This window comes from Paenibacillus sp. VTT E-133280 (genome assembly GCF_002264385.1).
Taxonomy (GTDB): Bacteria; Bacillota; Bacilli; order Paenibacillales; family Paenibacillaceae; genus Paenibacillus_AQ; species Paenibacillus_AQ nitricinens.
On sequence record NZ_NFUX01000001.1, the window covers coordinates 138988 to 155199 of the forward strand.

Consider the following 16212-nt stretch of genomic DNA (forward strand, 5'->3'; position numbering starts at 1 on the left):
GTTTACATAATAGCTTGAAGTCGCACAATCGCTTGAGCCCGGTCAACCACCTCTAATTTGCTATAAAGATTACTAATATAGTTACGGGCTGTCCCCTCCGCAATATGCAGTGTATCGGCAATTTCGCGATTGTTAAGCCCCCGGATAATGAGCTGCGCCAGCTCCTCCTCCCGTTCTGTCAGACTGATGCGATCTAGGCTAGATCTTTGCCAATGCTCATACTCCTCTGTTAGCCTATTCATCCTTGCTGCGAGTTTAGCCGCTACAGGAGCTGGAAGAATAAACTGACCGGATAACGTATCATGAATCGATGCGATCATTTTATCTGCGTCCATATCCTTCAGCATATAGCCGCTCGCTCCGTAGGCCATCCCCTCAACAATATAATCAGTCTCTATAAAAGTAGTCAGAATCAAAATAAAGATGTCTGGCCGAATCTGCTTTATTCGTTTCAAGGCGCTAATTCCATCCATAACCGGCATTTGAATATCAAGAAGTACTAGATCAGGCTGGAATGCTTCCACCATCTCGCAGGCCTCTTCCCCATTCTTGGCAGCACCAACCACTTCCATATCATCTTCCAGATCTAGAATGGTGCGAAGTCCCTCACGCGTAAACAATTGATCATCGGCAATTACAATCTTAATCTTACTCATTTCTATCCACGACCCTTCGCATTGGCAGATCGATCTCCAGTAAACAGCCCTCATTCATTTCTGAATCGATGGATAAGCTGCCCCCTAGTTGCTCAACCCGTTCTTTCATCGTTCTTAGACCAAATCCCATCACAATAGGACTAGCCCCTAGCCCACTATCTTTTAGCCTAAACTGCAAATTCGCTCCAACAGACTCCAGGCTAAAATGGAACTGTGTACTTTTCCCGTGTCTAATTCCATTCGTTAATCCCTCCTGTAGAGCATGATACAGTGCCTTCTTATAGGCTGTTGACATGGCTTCCGGCAGATCATAAATAACTGCATGGATAACAACGCCTGTATTGCGCTCTGTATCTCTAATCAGCTGCTTCAGCATAACGGTTAAATCAGAATACCGGTCCTCCTTCAGCATATGGACGGAGCCGCGAATTTCATTCAGGCTATGCCGCACAAGATCCTGGGCCTCAGCCAGACGCTGAAATCCACTGTCAATGTCCTTCTTATGGAGTAGCCGCTTTCCAGCCTCAATCTGCAGGATCGTCGACGTAAGTGTATGCCCGACAATATCATGAATCTCTTGGGCAATACGATTACGTTCCTCAAAGACGGTAGCTTCAGCCAAAGCTGCAGACGTTTCACGCATTGAACGCTCCAGACTACGGGTTCTTTCTATGACTTGGTCTTCTAGATTTTTCTTAAGATATTGAATTCCTGAATAAAGCTTAGCATTGGCGATAGAAATGGCGCATTGAGAGCCAAGCAGCTTGAGCACATCAAGCCTGCTCGGAGTAAATACACCTGGTGATAGATTATTCTCCAAATAGAGCAGGCAAACCAATTTATTCTGATTCATGATCGGAAGACAAAGAACGGATTTCAGTTTATGATTCCTAACGTAAGTATTACGCGTAAATATTCCCTCACTGAGTGCATCATGTAATACAACCTGCTCATGTGTTCTTGCCGCATAAGCTATAATTGCTGCCGGAACCAGCGACGATTCTTCCCCAAGCGGTACAGATTCTATATGCTGAGCTTCCGAGGTACCATAAGCTTCAACCATCCATTTGCCATCATGATCAAAAATAACGGCTCCATATTCGGCCCCAGCATTATGGAGCATGATTCGCATCAATGTGGCCAATAATCGACTCATCTCCATCTCACCCGACAAAGCTTGGGCAGACATTACCACGGAAAGAGAATCCACACGATCGAGCCCAGGCTCGCGTTTAATATGCAACAAATAGCTGTGCTGCTTCTCCAGTTCATCCGCTTTAGCCTTTGCGCCCCATTGCAGATAAGCCTCGTAGGCCTCCGTCATATAGATTCTTGCCAGATGTAATTTGCCATGGCGAAGCCCATATTTGCCATAGCACTCCGCTGCCAATGCTAAATCATGGATATGTCCGTAAATACGAGCGGTCTCAATGGATTGTTCATAGAAGACTTCAGCTTGGCGAGGATCTCGTGATAGACGAGTAAGCTCAGCTTTCATCAATAAATATTTATGCTGATAATTCTCCGGGCTACGCCTAGCAAGCTTTTTCATTTTCTCCAGGCAACCGCGCATTTTTCTCCGATATATGCGCTGCTCTTCAGCGTCATATTCCTCATACAACTGCGCCCAAACTAAACCTTCGTACATGGTCTGTGTAGGAGTGTCTAACCCATCCTCACGTGATTTTATAATGGCTGCTGATTTGGCTAATGCCTCACTGGCTTCTTTGTACTCCCCAAATATATAACCTGTCAAATACTGATAGATCCAGACCATTTCCTGTATAAAATCAAAGGTGTCGCCATGAACCGACTGTGCAAAATCAGATTCGCTAATCTCTGTGATGTTAAATGGATCATCCACAGAGCGATAACCTGTCAATCGAACAAGAATGGCCACTGCTATGATAGCCTGCTTACAATGGAGGCTGTTGTTATGGCGCAGCAAAGCTCCAGAATGAGTAATTAACCGATTATAGATATCACCGAGTGGGTGACCAAATTGTAAAAGGGAAGCACAATTGATCAGTATACTCTGGTTACCCTTCCATAGATCGCCCGATTCCAAACCGACTTTACCTGCATGCTCGGTAAATGTTTGGAGCATAGCTGGATCATATTTCCGCCAGCTATCATAGCACATGGCGAATGCAGACAGGGTTGTCACATGAAGTTTCGGATAAGGTTCTGATAAGCTGCAAGCCAGCATGGCCCATTTGAATGTCTCTTCATCATTACGGAAGTAATAGTATTGAAACATGGCGTAGCCTATGAATCCAAGAGAAGCCTCCGGAGTCATCCCATAGTCGAGCGTTAACTCAATCATGGTGAGAGAAGAAGCGAGCCAACCTTCTCGATTAACATAGAAGCAGGAATTGCTCGAATGATCTAAAGTAGACATGGCGATTCTACGTGCTTCATCGGTCATTGGAGGTAACAGTTTAAGCGACTCAATAGAAACCTTCTTTAGCCTACGCCGCAATCGTAACCACTGGAGCGTCAATTGAACATAACTCGGATCAAATTGATGTTTCACTTTCAGTAACGATAATGTATGCCTCCCTAAAGAGATAACCTCTTCATGGTTATCATTACTTGCTTCCAGTTGAACCCTCATCGCGTAGACATAAGCCTTATCCATATCTGTTGTAGCTTTATGGATTAACAAATGGAATAATTCATTAGTCGTGCCGAAATGGGAACATAAGTATTCGAGCTCAGCCCTTTCCCGAAATACCCGAAAGGTTAGCACATAATGCTGCTCCCAGCTCTGCTCCTCTAATAACGCCGTCGCTTGAAGCAGATATTGTAAGGCTGTCTCATGTGCGGTTGTTTGTTTGGCTTTTATCCCTGCCTCTAAATTCAGCTCTACCAGTTGAAGCCTCTGTTCAGGGTTATCTATCCAGGTAAGTACCTGATTCAAATGATGGACAGCTTCAAATAGGACTGTTCCCTCACTATCAGGGTGACGACCCAGCAATAGTGATCCAATCCTCCAATGCAACTCTGGGAGCTCCTCTTCGGGAACAAGCGCATAAGCCGCCCGATGAATGTGGTTGTGCTGGAATTTAAAATGCGTATATTTCTCCCCGCTAACAGGTTGTAGCAAGCGTCCATTTACAGCTACTGCCAACGCTTCGGTCAATATTTCTATCGGAATCTCCGTTATTTCGGCAAGCGTACCCACATCAAATATGCTGCCTAGTAAAGCGGCTCTACTAAGTGCATATACCGTCTGCTCAGGAAATTGCTGTAATTTACTTGTTAGATATGCTGCTACATTATCAGGAACATTCAATTCAGTAATACGCTGGAGATCCCATTTCCAGCTTCGCATATTTTCATCAAATTCCACCCGCTGATCATCAATTAAATCTTGAAGGAATTGCTTAATAAATAACGGATTTCCATCAGTCTTATGTAGCAGCACCCGCGCCAGCTCGTCCAAGTCTGCAGCTTCATAACGCATCACATCAAGTAGCAGTTGTTTTATATCCGTGAGTTCAAGCGCTTGTAAATTGATTCGGCTCATCGCTGCGTTACGGTCGATCAGATGCTTTTCCAATCTACTAAGCGGATGCAGCCTCGTAATTTCCCGATCACGATAGGATAGAACGATTAGCAGATGACTCGTGGCCGTGTCTTCTATAAGCGAAATGAGATATTGCAGCGATGTTTCATCCGCCCATTGCAGATTGTCCAATATCAAGATCAAAGGATGATCTTCATGAGGAAAGAGTTGAATAAATCGGCTCATGATTAATCGAAATCGATGCTGAGCTTCCAACGGAGGCAACGGAGGGACGGAAGGCTGTGGGCCAATCAAGAGTTCAAGCTTAGGAACAAACTGGATCAGCAGCTGCCCGTAATTCTCCACCGCTTGTAAAATACGCAGCTTCCAAACCTCCAGCTGCAGCTTCGTTTCCATCAGCAGTTGACTGACCAATTCCTCTATCACTTGATGCCAGATGCCATAAGGAAGTGAGGTATGTAGAGATTCAAATTTGCCTCTGGCGAAAAAAACATCCAAAGAAATCGTATTTTTAAGCGTTTCTTTTAGAAAGGTTGTTTTGCCGATACCACTCTCCCCACTAAGCCAGACCGTCTTTACAGCACCTTGTGATGCTCGTTTCAGCGCTTCTCGTAAGCTAAGTTTCTCAAAATGTCTTCCGTAGAATTTTTCCGATACCATCCAGTGCTCCGGAATATCCCAGCTTCCTAACAAGAAAGGCTCGATGTACCCGAATTGTTCTAGGTGAGTTAGACATTCCTCAAGATCCGACTTAATTCCAAAGGCGCTGGCATATCTCGCACTAGGCATTTTCTCCATGCATTTGCCAACAATGTCTGAGACAGATAGAGGGATAGTGGGAAACCTGCGATGTATAGGCTCCGGTGTATCTGCAAGATGACGATATACAATATCAACCACATCATGAAGTTCGAAGGGAAGACTACCTGACAGGCACTCATACATGATAACGCCAAGCGAATAAAAGTCAGAACGGTAGTCCGGGTTCACCCCTGTTCTGCCCGTTTGTTCTGGCGATATATAAGGAAGCAAAGCATCCGGTCGGCCACTTAATGCTAACAAAGGACTGGAAACACTTTCGGTACAGGACATACGGATATCAATAAATTTCACTTCAAAGGTGCTAGGATTTACGATTAGATGAGCGGGGGTTAGTTCATTTAGTGTTATTTTCTCACGATGAATTTGCATAAGACAATCGGCTATAGCTATGGCAATACGAAGTAGCGCTGGAAGCTCCAGTGAATCAGGTGTATGCAGTATCTGATCCAGCGTCACCCCCTCTATATTTTTCAAGAGAAGGACTGGCCGTTCCGGTGTGAGTTCCAGACTATACGCCTCGATTGCTCCACGACCGTTAAGTCGCTTAAGTATGTCATACTCATAACGAAAAGCATCAACCATAGTAGACCCTGGATACTCGCCTGTAGTTGTCTTGGCGATAAACTTAAGGCCATCTTCTTGACGTAGCAGTCTGTACAGCTTGATATCTGAGGTAGTCTCTATAAAATCTAAAGTTTGGTATCCTGGCAACTCAAACATTAACAGCACTCCCTAGTTACAATTAGGTAGACAGAATACACAATATCGAAAAGTAGTTATACTCATTATATCATCTGATCTCGCCATAGAATCCTATGTTGTAATTAACTTTGTCATCTATTTTGTCATATGACATCTATAAAATTTCATTGTGATAATATAGAAAAAAACACTCAATCATCCCAGAATACGGAGGATTCAAATTGTATCTTTTCTACATAGACTACCCTACGCAATTGGTGATCTGCCTACTGTAGAAGCTATAGGAGCTAGTTCTAGCGATTATTCCGTGCTTGATATGATATGCATATGGGGAGAGGAAAACATCGTATCCGATGTTAAGTCGGAGACAGAGCCGCTCCAAATTTAACATGGAAAGAAGCAGCATTTCCTTTGATAGAAATACTGCTTCTTTTTGTTACATTAAAGCTTGTCAAGAAACTCCACGTACCCCTGCGCGCTGCGGTCCAAAATAAGTGGTAAATCGCTGTTATCTGCTAAATAGTGTTCAGCGCCATAAAAGACAAAGAAAGAGCGGTAATTAGTTTTGCAGTACGACAAAGTCGTTTCAAAGGGAACCAGGTACTGTTCAAGAGTCTTTCCTAAGGTTCCTTCCACACTAAAATCATGCTCCGTTCCCCCGGCTGTTACGGCCAGAGCCGTTTTTTTGTTTATTAATGCTTTGGCCTTCGATCCGTACGCCCATCCGTGTGTGAATACTTCATCGAACCATTGTTTTAGCAGCGGCGGGGAACTCCACCAGTAGAGGGGAAACTGTAAGACCAGCTTGTCATGAGCTTCAACCAGCTGTTGTTCTTTTTCCACGTCGATCTTTCCATCCGGGTAGGCTTTATAAAGCTCGTGAACCGTATATTTTTCCGGGTATTTGCGGAGCTCCTCTATCCAGCGTTTATTGACGATGGACGTGTCCATGTTTGGATGCGTGACGATAATAAGTGTTTTCATATGTTTTTCCCTCCTTGAGCGGTATCTGTTTCTGAAACTGAGTGTAACCCACATCAAGGAAATGCGTAAGTACGCACATTTAGTTCATGTACTTACCTAAAGGTGAGTACTCACTGAACTGGACTTAAACGAATCAGCTTTAAGGATGCGGAGGACTACATAGCCGCTTCCTAAATACATTACATACAAAAAAGAAAAATTCAGGAGGTGCCCCAGGAGCTATGAACTGGCTGCTGAGACACCTCCTCGTATATAATGCTGATGACATATTTTACTCATAAGACATTTCATATTTCGTTAGCCCTATCGCGTTTGCGTACAATGCCGCCTGTGTCCGATCATTAACCTGCAGCTTCGCTAAAATCTGGCTGACATGCTTCTTCACCGTAAATTCACTGATAAAGAGACGTGTAGCAATCGTTCTGTTGCAAGCACCTTGTCCAAGTTCAATCAATACTTCCTTCTCTTTCGATGTCAATTCATCCGCCGGGCTGCTGCCGCTAATACGCATCTTTTCTTCCATTAGACCAGGATCATAGTACTTTCTCCCTTTATGCACTAACTGGATAGCAAAGAGTAACTCTTCCGGCAGTGCCTCTTTTAGGACATATCCGTTTACTTCTGCTTCTTCAGCCCTCAAAAAATCCTCTCTGCTTGCAGAGGAAGTCAGCAGAATGAACTTACTAACCATGCCGCGAGCACGTGCTGTCTTAATGACATCCAAGCCCGATTCATCAACAAGCTTTAGATCAATGAGAACAATATCCGGCTTTGTCGCTTCAATCACATCAAATGCTTCTTGACCATTCGTAGCTTCACCAGCGAATTGCACACCTGGCTGCATTGAAATGACAGATGCCAACCCTCTTCTAACTAACGGATGATCATCCACAATAACGATTTTCATAGAAACCACTCCCTCAAACAATCATGCATTCTTTAATTTTCCAGAGCAAAGCGTCTTAGGATACCTTCCAATTAACCTCTGACCGCTTGGCTCCCTCCATTTTGAGTAAGATTTCTGATTTAAACCCCGCAGCTCTTGCAAATAAACGATAAGGCAAGGTGCTAATTATCGTATTGTAGCTTGTCACATTTGTATTATAGATCCGTCTACTGGCTGATAATTTTTCCTCTAAAATATTTATACTTCGTTGCAATTTAATATACTCATCACCAGCCTTTAGCTCGGGATAATTGTCCACCTGAACATTTATGGTATGAAGATACTTCTCCATTTCCACGTATCTAGTTAGTTTCTCAACAGGTAGCTGATGATCCTTTAAGCCCGCACGCATTCTATTCACTAACGCCAATGTCTCACGATCATTTACGGCATAAAAGATAACCATTTCCGATACTTCCATCAGCGCCTCAAATCGTTGCTGTAAATAGGCTTCAATGGTAGCAAAGGACTCTTTCGCACGATTACGCATCATGATCAATTGGTTGCAAGCAACGATTAAATAGGCTCCAGCTATAATAACGATGATCAACCCGATTCCTAACATTTGCATCACCTCTAGATATTTATATTTTTGATACCGTTTAATAGCAAAAATAGAAATTTAATTTAATTTCATTTACTTCTGATTAAGTATAGTGAAAAGAATAGTCTGCTTATAGTGAGCGTTGTCATTTCTTTTGTCATATGACAAATTGGATTTTTTTGCAAAACAAACTTTAAAAAGGTCTTCCTGATAGGCTACTGTTTTGGAGTCAACCCACATAGTCTAAGTAAATAATCTAATCAAGGATGTGTTTGCCATGAGTGGCACTACAGGATCATCACGCCGTTTAGAGAGGCCCAATTTTCTTGTTATTCTCGTAGATGAGGAGCGATATGCCCCCATATATGAACATCCCGAAATCAGAGAATGGCGACGTCAGAATCTAGTCACACAGCAATTATTAAAATCCCATAGCCTTGAGTTCCACAGACACTACATCGGAACTACGGCCTGCTGTCCCAGCCGGGCAACCCTGTTTACAGGTCACTATCCTTCGCTCCATGGTGTCAGTCAAACAGTAGGAATTGCCAAAGAATCCTTTGATTCCAATATGTTTTGGCTGGATAGTAACACTGTACCTACAATGGGTGACTACTTCCGGGAAGCCGGTTACCAAACCCACTATAAAGGGAAGTGGCATATCTCCAATGAGGATATTATCATTCCCGGTACCCATGACAGCTTGCCCAGCTATAATTCGGTGACTGGCGTCCCTGACAGGCAGCTTGAAGAAATTTATTTACGAGCGAACCGTTTAGATAACTTTGGGTTCTCTGGTTGGGTGGGACCTGATCCGATTGGAAAAAATCCGCGAAACTCTGCTTCCTCAGCCGCGATCGGATTAAGTGGACGCGACGAGGTATATGGTGCAGAAACTGTAGAAATCATTCAAGCACTGGATCGCCAAAAAAACCAGAACAACAACGCTCCACCCTGGCTTCTCGTCTCTTCCCTTGTAAATCCACATGATATTGTTCTATACGGAGCCCTCACTGCACATTTGCCTAATTTTAGGTTTGAGGTCGAGCCTATGCCTGAGGTTGCTCCCTCTCCGACGCAAAATGAATCATTAGCTACCAAGCCGCGCTGCCAAGCCAGCTACCGGGACCTCTATCCAAAAGCCTTGCAGCCTATTATTGACCAGCCTTTTTATCGCCAACTGTATTATCAACTTCAAAAAAACGCGGACCTTCAAATGCGAAAGATCTTCGAGACTCTAACTCGCTCTTCTTTCTATGACAATACCATCGTCATCTTTACTTCCGATCACGGAGATTTATTAGGAGCTCATGGCGATCTCCATCAAAAATGGTACTCTGCCTACGAAGAATTTCTACATGTCCCTTTTCTCATCCATAATAGACGCTTATTTCCCAAATCTCAGGATGCCCATGCCCTAACAAGCCATGTAGATCTGATTCCTACTATGCTGGGGCTCGCCAATCTGGACATCACAAACCTTCAGAGCCGTATGCAAAATAGATTCAGTGATGCCCGCCCTTTTGTGGGCCGTAATCTTGCACCTCAGATACTGGGGCACGATTCCTCTGCGATTGCTGATGCCCCCGTCTATTTCATGACCGACGATGATGTGACTCGCGGCCAGCATCAGACAAATCCCTTGGGAGAACCCTATTCCTCCGTCGTTCAGCCGAACCATATTGAAACGATTCTAACGTATCTCCAAAGAAAGGGTCGGACAGAGCTATGGAAATTTTCCCGCTATTTCGATAATCCTAAGTTTTGGAGTGAGCCCGGGGTACAGGATGTCACGCTCCAGCCTGTGGAGGGAAAACCCGGTGAATGGACTACAAAAGTTAAAACAGTACCCGTACCTGAGGAGTTTGAGCTCTACAACTTAACTGAAGATCCTTTAGAAGCTCGCAACCTTGCTCACACCACCCTAGCAACAGTGCAGAGCAGAAGTATTCAGCAATGGATGAACCATCTACTAGCAGAGCAGCGGAGCCAAAAGCGCTTAACGCCTACCCAGACGGCCACCAAATAAAAGTGAGGCTTATTAGATAAGCTCAATAAAAAACAGGCGAGTCATGGTTGAATACACCACAATTCGCCTGTTTTCCTGTGCCTATGAATTTAAGGATTATTAATAAAAGAAATCAATTGCACGAGATTACCTGCAACTTGATAAGTTACCCCTAGCATGTAAGTTCCCTTCTCTTCGTTCGATAGATCTAGGGTGAACACCTCTGGATTAGCTGCCCATTCATTCATATCAAACATAATTTCTTTAAATGTCCCAGTGTTTCTAACCCCTGCTGAACTAGGAATTACTTTACTGCCATCGAGCCCTTTCACCAGATTGGTCAATTCAACTACAGGACCCTCTAATTGTGCTATCTCAATCACTTGTGGGTCGGCCAATAAGCTAGTCAGTTTAGTCAATCCTTGTAGTGGAGAGAAATCCGTAATTTCATTTCCAGCAATATTAAGTGTTTCTAAGTTCTTAGCATACTGAAGACCTTCCAAAGATTTAGCTCTTCCAGTTACGCTCGTTAACGTCGTAAGTTTATACATGTCCCCTAGCGTTAGCTGTCCAGATACGCCTAGTGCGGCCTTGATTGAGGCACTTAAATATGGGTCTGCAATCGTGATTTCTTGCTTAAGGTCTATTTCGGTCAGACCCTCTGCTGCCTGTTGTAACGCCGCTACGGCTGCATCTACCTCACTTTGTGTGACCGAAGGATTAGCCAAAGCTGCTTCTGCACCCGAGAGACTGGCCGTAAACACCGCAATACTCTCGGCTGTGAAACCTTCAAGAGAAATTGCTTTCGCCACAGCAATCGCTTGTTCCAGATCTCCAGTGAATAGGTGATCTCCATTCGCGAAATGTAGTTTGGTCCCCCCCCATGTAGCATGGTCAGATCCGTTGCCATTTCCACCGTCTGTAACGACTAACTTCAGCTCTTGGGCTCCATTAACATCTAACTCGATAAATTTCTGTGGATCTCTGGAGTTCATAAGTCCACTATCAAACTTCTTCTCTCCATCGACGAACACTTCGAAGCTCACCGAACCAACCGTACCGTACATTTGCCGATCTACACCCACATAGGAAGTGAAGTAGTCCGCGTTCTTATCGCTTAGATCGTATACAATCGTCGAGTTGGAGTGCGCTCCAATCCCTCTCTCGTAAGACACCACTTGATTGCCCTTATCTGTTAATCTCAGCGTATTGGCACTAACAGATTTGTCCTTCAAAGGTGCGGTATAGCTGTTCTGAGTAGAGTTCCAGTCGTAATCCGTCAGATACGTAAAATCCGTCATGTCTACTACGGCTATAGTTCTAGTCTTCGTGGTCGTATTTCCATCACTATCGGTTACCATATAAGTGATCGGATACTTTCCAGCTTTGTTGAATTTAACCTGATCTTCACCCGTAACCTTTACTTGAGCCGTTAAGTCACCATCTTCTGAATCCGTTGCCGAATAGCTTTCGTTTATGGCTATGGCTTGCCCTACTTTGGTGGATACAGGTTTAGGGATCGTAAGCTCCGGCGTACTGTTCAGAATCATAAACTTCGCATCCGCGAAATCACCGTGATCTGATGCATTTCCGTTACCTGCATTATCTAATACCAATTTCAATTCACTTACACCCTTCACAGGGATTCGAGCTATTTTAGCTTCCGTGCCAAATTTCATCAGTCCGCTATTATATACTTCTGCCCCATCGGCAAAGATTTTGAAGATCACACTAGAATTATTTTGCTCTGGGATATTTCGGTCAACCCCTACATATGTTTCAAAATATTCGAAATTAGCACCCGCCAGATTATACACAATTTCAGAGTTAGCATGCGTTCCTAAGCCCTTCGTAAATTCTTTGGTTATGCCATTTACAAGTAGTTTAATCGGATTGTTAGAACTTGCCTTATCCTTACGAACCACATTATAATCCGTTCTTGCCGACTGCCAAGCTGTATCACTCAAGTATTTACTAGCGCTGTACACAACGATCTTTCGGGTCTGCACAGCTGTATTCCCATCCCGGTCTGTAACTGACAGTTCGACGGTGTAAGTGCCTGTTTTACTTGAAGTGAAACCATTCGGGTTTACCTCAACGGCTCCAATCAAGTTACCATCTTCCTTATCAACGGCTATGACATCAGTCAAAATATCAAATTCACTATTCAACTTAACGAAAGTTGTCTCTTCCGGCACTGTGATGGTCGGCTTACTTGAAGTATTCGTAAACTTCGCATCGGCCCATACCGTATGATCTGAAGCATTGCCATCTGTAGCATCTGTGGTAACCAGCTTCACTTCGCGCGCACCTGTCACAGGTATTTTCACCAATTCATGCTCTGTCCCTGCCCGGAAAACATCACTCGCGAATTTCTTCTCTCCATCTACATACACTTCAAAGGTTGCAGAGGATGGCTTTCCTTTCATCGCTTGATCGATCCCGATGTAGCTTTCAAAGAAGTCATAACCTATACCCTCAATATCATAAACAACTTCAGAGTTCGCATGTACACCGATTCCCTTGGCATAGGTTGCAGCTAGCCCTTGTCGAACAAGGCTGATGATTCCACCAGAAACGGCTTTATCTTTCTTTAATTCACCCCAACCAACAACGACTGACTTGGCATTAAGATCCGAAAGATAAGCATAGTCACTCGTTACCGTAACCAGTGTTGTTTTGGTTTCTGTAACCCCTTCGTTCTTCACTTCATACACCACTTCGTAGTCGCCTTTTTGCGTTACATCAACGGTATTTGCTTTCAGGGTGACATTAGCCGTAATATCGTTTCCTTGATAGTTAGTCGCTTTTACATAGTTCATCGGATCAAAAGCTTGATTAAGCTTTAACGTGATTTGATCTTCAACAGATAACGCTGGCTTGAAGGCTTTAACCTGTACCGGCTTCAGTGAGTTCAGCTTCTTATCATAACCAACGATCTTGTACGTATAATTGATGCTGTTATCTACATTCGTATCCACGAACTGGTCAGTCCCTGTAAACCCTACTAACTTATCGTCTCTATACACCTCATAACCTAAGAAATCTTTCTTAAGATCCGTATCCATACTGAAGCTTAGTGTGTTCGATTTAGCAGTAGTGTTAGGCGTGATATTAACCTTTATCGCAACATTCTTATCTGCTATTCCTGTTCCTTCATAATGAACCACTGAATTGTTTAAATACCAGAGCTTTTTCGGTGCTGGATATTTAGCTAACTTCACTTTTGTTTCAGGATTCACAGTGAAGCCATGTCTGGCAAAATAGCTACTTAAGTCTAACCCCAGCACTTCAGAGGAGAACTCCACCAAATACTGCTGCTTGGAATTGTCGCCGTTCGGAAGGGAGACCTTCCGCTCGCGGTACAGCTTGGTCAGTTCTGTCCAGTAACCCGGATGCGCCAATTCTAACTGCCAATAGGCACCAAGCTGTGCAAATAAGCCCTGCTGATTCATAACCACTTTATTTTCTTCGATTACATATTTATATATATCACTTTCAAAAGGAATACGAGTATCCATCGAGTCCGCATAGACTGACATCAGCATAGACACCATATTATTGGTTACTTCACCATATTCTCGTTCGCCCATCGCCAAGCGATGCCCTATTTCATGATTCAATCCCCAGCCTGGATAGACTTTGTTAAAATCACCTAACATTGTCCCCACGGTTCCAAGTTGTATCCCTGTATGGTCCCCCGCTGCATACATCGCACCATAAGGCTGCATCAATCGGATATTCTCACGAATTAGCTTGGCATCATGAATCACACTACTGCCATCCAAGCCATAGAAGTCAAAGATCGTCTTCATCCAAGTATCATAGCCGGTTACGGTACCCAGCGGATCATTTCCTTGCGTAATAAACATGTTATAAGCTTCTGTCGCAGTGCCTGTGAAAATAACATGATCGCTGACCATTTCCACCACATCAATGAGCTTGCGATCTTGAACATTCGGATGCGCTGCCTTATCTTCATCTATTTTTTGTTTATAGGTGGTTAAGAAGGCTTTGAATTGTTCAGGATCTGTAATCTTGGTCATCATAGGGATCTTGGTAAGCCCCTCGAACCGGATCATAGGTGCTTTACCTTGTTCCTCCGCTGTATATGGATTGACGATATACACTGTACCGCCCTTAGTCACTTCATGTGCATAATAACTATTCGTCGCAAATTCAGGAACGGTTATTGTGTTTTTACCTGGACGCAATTTCACACTGCTAGCCCAAACGTTCCAAGCCGCCTCTTGTTGAGAAAAGACTAAAGAAGGCAATTTATCGCTCGAAGCTGCGTCCACATAAACGTTGATCGTATCTCCAGGCATTGCAACGAGACCTGTAGGCTGGTTGTTCGTACCGAAACCAATTCTCAGGTTTTCTTGCGCATGCTTTTTCATATCTCCACGTTGTTCCGCCTCAATGATGGTGCCTTCGGTTTGAATTTCACCATTCACTAGCTTCTTAGCTAAATCCAAAGAATCTTTCAGGATTGGATAGAGCGGATGTACTTTTGCCGCTTCTTCTAATTCGTTGATTGCTTCGACGCTATTATAAGCAGGAACAACCGCACTCATCGTGCCATCTGTGAAAATACCATTTACAGCTTCACTTACTTTATCCTCTGTATAAAATCTAAATTCGGCTGCAAAGGGTCTGTTGATATTGGCTTTTGTGAACTTGAATTTCAATCTTTTAAACTTCGTAGGTTCAAATTTAAACTCCAGAAAGTCATTCGTACTAGTCGCGGTTCCGCTAGATACGAGCTGGAAGGTCTCTCCCTTACTTGTTTCTGATGCATAAATTTGAAAAGCCTCTGGGAAGCCTTTGCGGTTATCTCTAGCCAGGAAAGCCACTCTATCTAATACTTTCGCTTGCGCTAACTCAAACACAACTTCATTCGTGAAGCTGTCGTCATTGTTTTTATTGGTTTCCCAGTGTGTATTCGGTTGGTCATCGAGCATGTATTCCGGTTTCGTACCTGGGTAGCTTCCGCCGTTCACCGTTACTTTTGATACGTTTGAGTTGGGCATTCTATAAGCTTCGCTATAGGCATTTTCATATGCTGTACCATAGCCTTTTAGCTTCGAAACCTTAGCCGCTGTTGCCTCTATTTGATGATTCTCCAGAAGTACTTTTGCATTCTCTATATCTGCTTGAAACTGCGCGTACAGTGGATGTGTCTGCACTTCTTGTTCTAAAGCCGTTAATTTCTCCATCGTATTAAATGCTGCGCTAACTTGACTCAAGCTGTCATCTGTGAATAAATTTTTCATTTTAGCGGATACGGCATCTTCTTTGTAAAAAGAAAACTCAGCCGCACTCGCCCAATCTTGGTTAGCTTTTTTGAAGACAAATTTAAGTCTCTTAAAGGTTGCCCTGTCAAACTGCACCTCTACTACGTCACCTGCTCCGCCTTTATATTCTCCAGAGGATACTAGCGTATAATCGCCTGCATCCGTTGTTGAGCCATAAATATCAAATTCCTGGGCAAACCCCTTACCCTTTGCGCTGGATTGTCTTGCAGCATATACAATTCTATTTAATTCAGTGGACTCATTGAATACAAAGACAACCTCATTCGTAAACGTTGAACTATTCGGTTTGCCCGTTTCCCAATGCGTACTCATATCGCCATCAATAGCCTTAGCTATAGGTGAACCTGAGTAGTTACCACCGTTATTGGTAATGGATTTAATATTCGCAGGATTCATTCTAAAAACATCATTATAAGCGCCTAGGATAGCCTTGCCGTACAGATCAAACGGAATAACTGACGCATTGCTTATTAGGTCAGCCTTGCTTTGTACTACAGTGTTCACTACAGTTACCTTGCTTACATCACTTGCTAAAGCATAACCTGCCTCACTCGAAAAGCTAGCTAACATGGCTGCCGATGTAGCGATTGCAATCATTTTTTTCATCTTTTCTACCCCCCAGATGTAATATGAATCTCTTCAATGCCTAAAAATGGGCACAAAAAAAACTACCCCGAAAGAGTAGCTTGATTGCAGCTAA

The 16212-nt window shown here is 43.6% G+C and carries 7 protein-coding genes; 1 reads left to right on the plus strand and 6 read right to left on the minus strand.

The window, feature by feature from the left end; all coding sequences use genetic code 11:
• Positions 1-2: 2 nt before the first annotated feature.
• From CA600_RS00635 to CA600_RS00655, 5 genes are all read right to left on the minus strand, one after another.
• Complete coding sequence (locus tag CA600_RS00635) at positions 3-656, minus strand: response regulator (protein ID WP_094868420.1); 654 nt, start codon at positions 654-656, stop codon at positions 3-5.
• Entirely contained in the window at positions 649-5730 is a 5082-nt protein-coding gene (locus CA600_RS00640; protein WP_094868421.1) for an AAA family ATPase, read from the minus strand. Before CA600_RS00640 ends, CA600_RS00635 begins: the two co-directional genes overlap by 8 nt.
• 423 nt (positions 5731-6153) lie before the next feature.
• Complete coding sequence (locus tag CA600_RS00645) at positions 6154-6696, minus strand: NAD(P)H-dependent oxidoreductase (protein WP_094868422.1); 543 nt, start codon at positions 6694-6696, stop codon at positions 6154-6156.
• A 271-nt stretch (positions 6697-6967) separates the two neighbouring features.
• On the minus strand, positions 6968-7603 hold the full coding sequence (locus CA600_RS00650) for a response regulator (RefSeq protein ID WP_094868423.1): 636 nt from the start codon (positions 7601-7603) through the stop codon (positions 6968-6970).
• A 55-nt stretch (positions 7604-7658) separates the two neighbouring features.
• Entirely contained in the window at positions 7659-8207 is a 549-nt protein-coding gene (locus CA600_RS00655) for a LemA family protein (protein ID WP_179281471.1), read from the minus strand.
• A gap of 256 nt (positions 8208-8463) precedes the next feature.
• Here CA600_RS00655 and CA600_RS00660 point away from each other — a divergent pair, with 256 nt between their 5' ends.
• Positions 8464-10215, plus strand: coding sequence for a sulfatase-like hydrolase/transferase (locus CA600_RS00660; RefSeq protein ID WP_094868425.1), 1752 nt, complete (start codon positions 8464-8466; stop codon positions 10213-10215).
• An 89-nt stretch (positions 10216-10304) separates the two neighbouring features.
• On the opposite strand, the gene CA600_RS00665 is transcribed toward CA600_RS00660, so the two are convergent.
• Positions 10305-16118: an NPCBM/NEW2 domain-containing protein gene (locus tag CA600_RS00665; RefSeq protein WP_094868426.1), complete on the minus strand. Its 5814-nt coding sequence runs from the start codon at positions 16116-16118 to the stop codon at positions 10305-10307.
• Positions 16119-16212: the final 94 nt, after the last annotated feature.

Excerpts from the sequence above, each read along its gene's own strand:
- CA600_RS00635 (WP_094868420.1), bottom strand. The coding sequence starts at position 656 with ATGAGTAAGATTAAGATTGTAATTGCCGATGATCAATTGTTTACGCGT.
- CA600_RS00665 (WP_094868426.1), bottom strand. The coding sequence starts at position 16,118 with ATGAAAAAAATGATTGCAATCGCTACATCGGCAGCCATGTTAGCTAGC.
- CA600_RS00660 (WP_094868425.1), top strand. The coding sequence starts at position 8,464 with ATGAGTGGCACTACAGGATCATCACGCCGTTTAGAGAGGCCCAATTTT.
- CA600_RS00650 (WP_094868423.1), bottom strand. The coding sequence starts at position 7,603 with ATGAAAATCGTTATTGTGGATGATCATCCGTTAGTTAGAAGAGGGTTG.
- CA600_RS00655 (WP_179281471.1), bottom strand. The coding sequence starts at position 8,207 with ATGTTAGGAATCGGGTTGATCATCGTTATTATAGCTGGAGCCTATTTA.
- CA600_RS00640 (WP_094868421.1), bottom strand. The coding sequence starts at position 5,730 with ATGTTTGAGTTGCCAGGATACCAAACTTTAGATTTTATAGAGACTACC.
- CA600_RS00645 (WP_094868422.1), bottom strand. The coding sequence starts at position 6,696 with ATGAAAACACTTATTATCGTCACGCATCCAAACATGGACACGTCCATC.